Source organism: Vibrio sp. 10N.261.51.A4 (assembly GCF_041471945.1).
Classification (GTDB): Bacteria; Pseudomonadota; Gammaproteobacteria; order Enterobacterales; family Vibrionaceae; genus Vibrio; species Vibrio crassostreae_C.
On record NZ_JBFRPJ010000109.1, the window covers coordinates 1 to 4429 of the forward strand.

Genomic DNA, 4429 nt, shown 5'->3' on the forward strand with positions numbered 1-4429 from the left:
TGGAGTTGACGCCGTTTGGCGAAGAACGTGGATAAACTCAGTCCATGCTCTTCACAAAAAGCGCGTTGGGTAACACTGCTACTTTCATATTGTTCAAACAGTGATTGCCATTCTAGGTTGGTGCGTCGTTTTGCCATTTCAACTCTCCTTTGGGTTGGAGAGATGATCTTATTCTTCGTGCTGAAGGATTAGAATGCGGTGTTCATGGCACGCTTACCGAATATCTGGTGCTTCGCTAGTCGTAGACCTAAGAATAAGCCAGACATCAACATCACAGCCACAGGCATGTTGGCGAAGATGATCGACGCTAAACCTGAAGAGATGTATTGCTCGCCATAGATCATCAACGTAAACGGAATCGCGAAATACATCAACGCAACAATAAGCAGCCATTGGCGCTTACCTTTAGGGAACAGCAGTGGTTGGTTGAAGACTTTCGCCAATACTGCAAGCAGAGGTGCTGCAAGTAAAAAGCGCAACGCAGTAGCAAAAATAGGTGGGATAGAATGCAATGCTACTTCCATAGCGAACCAAGTGGTTCCCCAAATTAAGCAAACAGAGACAAAAAGCAAAATAATTAGCGACTTCGAATTCATGGTGACTACTCATTAATAATTATTTTAAATCATAGGCTTGTAGCGCCTTAATAACGTGGCACAGCATAGAAAGGTAGTCGGAGAAAAGTTTTGTCTTTTTATCTCTAATTGAAATGAAATATAGAAATTAAATCTCTAATGTAATCTTTTTTAATAATTTATTTTCACAAAGGCAGGGTGAGTTAAAGTTATTGTTCTTTTTGAGGGGTTGGTGGGAGATAGAAGGTTGAAATTGAGGCCGAAGTGAGAACATTATTTAAGGTGATTGTTTTATTCTTGATTGGTACTAAAGACTTAGTACGAGGCAAAAAGCCCCTTTATTTAATCAGACTATAAAGGGGTGAGAGCTACCACACGAAACGGTAAACTAAAAACGAAGGTTGAAGCCTAATTCGACGATGCCATCAGAACGGGTACGGTCACTTGGACTAACGCGCTTTTGACCGAATGTATATTTCACATACGGTTCCACCCATTTGGGTTTCAGCGTAAAAGTGACGTCTTGGCTGTTGTAATAACCTTTTGACCCCGTTAATTGGCGATCATGACTGAATGAATAAGCAAAGTTCATAAACTGTGTGGGAGAGTAACTGGTCCCAATGGTACTTTTCCATTCTCGGCTCGCATCACTTAAATCGAATAAAGGGAATTTTCGCCATTCATGGGATGTGTTACCAAATACCATTATGTTGTTGGTTAGAGCTGTTCCGCTGAATAAGCCAACATCATAAATATCAAAAAAATCGGCACGACCATAGCTGATGAAAGCTTCTGTGTAGTAATCACCTAGCATTACGCCATAGCCTGTACCTAGTTCTAAATATCCTTCAGAATCTATTTCTGCACTGATGTTCACTTCTTCAGTTGCTTGAATTACGCCGGATACTGTACCTATCCAGTTGTCTCCAGCTTTAGCTGTTTGAAAACTTAAACTCGGCTCGTGGTAGCTTAATGTTTGTAATTGATGGTCGTTTGCATATATGGCGAAGGGCATCAATAAAGTGATCAATAGTCGTTTCATCGTGTTCTCAACTCTAAAATAAAAAGGAGCCGCTAATAAGCGGCTCCTTTGCTTTTATATTTATTATTTTTTACTAGCTACGACTAACGCGGTCTTTGACTGCTTGTTTAATTTGCTGACGTTGTTCTTGCGAAAGAGATTGAAGGTTACTCTTTAAACTATCGATTGTGTCTTGTGTGATAGTTTTCGCACCTTCAACTTGTACTAAACCTAAAGCGTTCTTCCTTCCTTGGACAATTGTTATGCCATGCTCAGTTTTAATTAGAGAGTACGTTAGACCATAGTTAAATTCTTTGCTTTTTAGAGTACCTACGGTCTCTCCTTCTGGGTTTTTGATAACTACACCTGTAGTTTCTTCCGTTATGCGGTACCCAGAGTCACCTTTAATCATTTCATTCTCGACAATAATATGGCCACGATTGTTAATTGTTATATCTATTGATTCACCAATGTTTGCGTGATCAATAATGCCATCACGAATTGGTTGAGAAGGGTCTAATTCAATTGGATGCGTAGGTGTTCCTTCAATTGGATGTTCAATAGGTTTACGAGTTAACGCAGCGAAAAGACGTCCGTCATCATTACGGAACGTAATTTCTGCGCCATTTTCTAAGCTCACAACAAAACCGAGCTCTTGCATTTCAGCGTGAGCGATAACTTCGCCATCCATATTAGTGATTGTACCGTCAGCATTGAGCACAGCTCCGCTGTCTGAGCTTGGGTGGTATAAAACACCATCTTTCAAAATCAGTGTCTCACCGTTGTCCAGAGTAATGATAGTTGTGCCTAGAACGTCATCTATGTCACCGTAAGTAGGCGCGGAATCAGGGCCTTCGTGCTCATGCCCGTGACCAAAGACTGTTGCGATTAGACGGCCGTCTTCATGGCGAATAATGATTTCTTCACCGCGGGGAGTATTGAATGTCAGATGTGTAATTTGACCATCAGTACGGTGAGTTTCTACTGTGATTCCGGTGCTTTCACCAGACATCGTTAACACTTCACCATCTACGATTTTGTGAGTTGGTTTAGCATCTGAACCGTTAATATTGAGGTAATAGGTATCATCTCCTTGGATGACCCACATGTAGTTACCGTTGTCACCTTCGATAAGCGCTACAGGCATTCCAAGGTCGTCTACAATCATGTAATTAGCAAATAATTCATTGCCAGCAGAAGGTCCCCATTCGTCATCACCAAATTCTGGGTCTAACACTGAACCTTCGATGATCAATCGGCCATTTTCAACAGCTAATGTATATGATTTATCGTTAATATAAACGGTCGCAACACCATTGTCTGTAACCACTGTGCCAACGATATCGCCATTCGCGTCGACAACAACATCACCTTGGATAGTGAATACTTCACCATTTACAGCTACTACAGCGTTACCTTCACCATCTCCAATCACTACAGCATTGTTACCTTCATCGCCGATGATATATGCTGTTCGTAGTTCTTCGTTGTAAATAACATCAGCAACGCCAACCTGTGGTTCAGGACTTGTACCGTTATCGCTGCTACCAGAAGAAGAACAGCCAGCAAGGAATGTCGCTGCGATAGCAGTGCTTAGTAGTTTTAGTTTCATGGTTTACTCTCAAATAATTGTATAGGAACAAGGTTTGCTTCTTGCAGTGTTATGTGGCGTTCCTAGCCGATGAGAGAAGTATATGGACTGAATAAAAAAGCCTCTAATTCCTTAAAAGAATAGAGGCCTTAACGATTAGTTATTAATGAAACAGAGTAAAGAGGGTGATAACTACTGGTTATTATTGAGAAGGTTATCCAATATCTTCTTAAGCCATAGAGTTGTAGGACTGTTACGATGTTTGTGGTGAAAGTATGCACACACGATAGGGTTGATATCCTTGTTGTCAAATAAGATGTCGATGGCCCGTAAGGAGGTTTTCTTCTCTATGCCTAAAAATTTCGAGGCAGGGAACATCATGTCGGAGTTTTGTACTACATCAATAACCGCTGATGGCAGCTCTGAACGGAAGCCTATTCTTGCTTCTAGTCCTTTGATTTTCATTATTTTTTCTGCAAGTGTTTGATGAGAGTTCCAATCTATCGCAATAATTGTAGCTAGCTCAAACTTAACGCCATCTTTGATTTCAATAAAATCTTTCTGATAAGGATGGCCTTCTCTCAAGTAACCTTTAAAACTGTCTTGGGCTATCGGTTGTTGTAAGAGCTCCTTGGGGGCGTGGTTAATTTCATAATTGAAACCAATCAGCACCTCATCATTAATGATGTCAGCCATCGTTGTTTTAGACCAGCTTAATAGCTGAACTTGAACATGCGGAGCTTGAGAGCGAATTGCTTTGAATAACTTACTTGATAGTGAGCTAAGGAGGAAAGGAGATAACGCTAACTTGAGGGGCCCGCGTAGTTCACTAGGGTTGAATTCATTACTATTATTGAGTGCTGAAGAAAGATCATCCAAGATTGGTGAAATGCTTTCCGCTAACATTGTCGCGTGATCAGTCGCGCGCAAGCCATGGTGTGTTTTTACAAACAGTTCATCGTCAAAATGGTCACGCAGCCTTTGTAGGGCTTTACTGACCGCTGGTTGAGATACAAAGAGACGTTCAGCTGCTTTTCGCATGTTTCGTTCTTGATGCAAGATGATAAAAGTGCGAAGAAGATTTAAGTCTAAGTTGGAGAAGAGATCTTTTGCCATATCGAACGCCTGAATTGATGATTGAATTCATAATAAGGTGTGCGTCGTTAGAGAACAAATAGATATATTATATAGATGTGAAGTCGGTAAAATAAAACCCGCACTTGGCTAATGCCGATCAGTTAA

4 protein-coding genes and 1 pseudogene are annotated in these 4429 nt (G+C 40.9%); all 5 read right to left on the reverse strand.

What is annotated here, in order from left to right; genetic code table 11:
- Positions 1-137, reverse strand: a 137-nt coding sequence (gene tnpA, locus AB4384_RS21700; RefSeq protein WP_408063669.1) for an IS66 family insertion sequence element accessory protein TnpA, incomplete at its 3' end; no start/stop codon positions are given.
- Positions 138-215: 78 nt separating this feature from the next.
- Positions 216-596, reverse strand: a pseudogene (locus AB4384_RS21705) (DMT family transporter); the annotation flags it as partial.
- A gap of 367 nt (positions 597-963) precedes the next feature.
- Positions 964-1617, reverse strand: coding sequence for a hypothetical protein (locus tag AB4384_RS21710; RefSeq protein ID WP_102445742.1), 654 nt, complete (start codon positions 1615-1617; stop codon positions 964-966).
- A gap of 73 nt (positions 1618-1690) precedes the next feature.
- Positions 1691-3208, reverse strand: coding sequence for a hypothetical protein (locus AB4384_RS21715; RefSeq protein ID WP_372130104.1), 1518 nt, complete (start codon positions 3206-3208; stop codon positions 1691-1693).
- Between the two features lie 171 nt (positions 3209-3379).
- Positions 3380-4303, reverse strand: a complete 924-nt coding sequence (locus AB4384_RS21720; protein ID WP_017071978.1) for a LysR family transcriptional regulator — start codon at positions 4301-4303, stop codon at positions 3380-3382.
- Between the last annotated feature and the right edge of the window lie 126 nt (positions 4304-4429).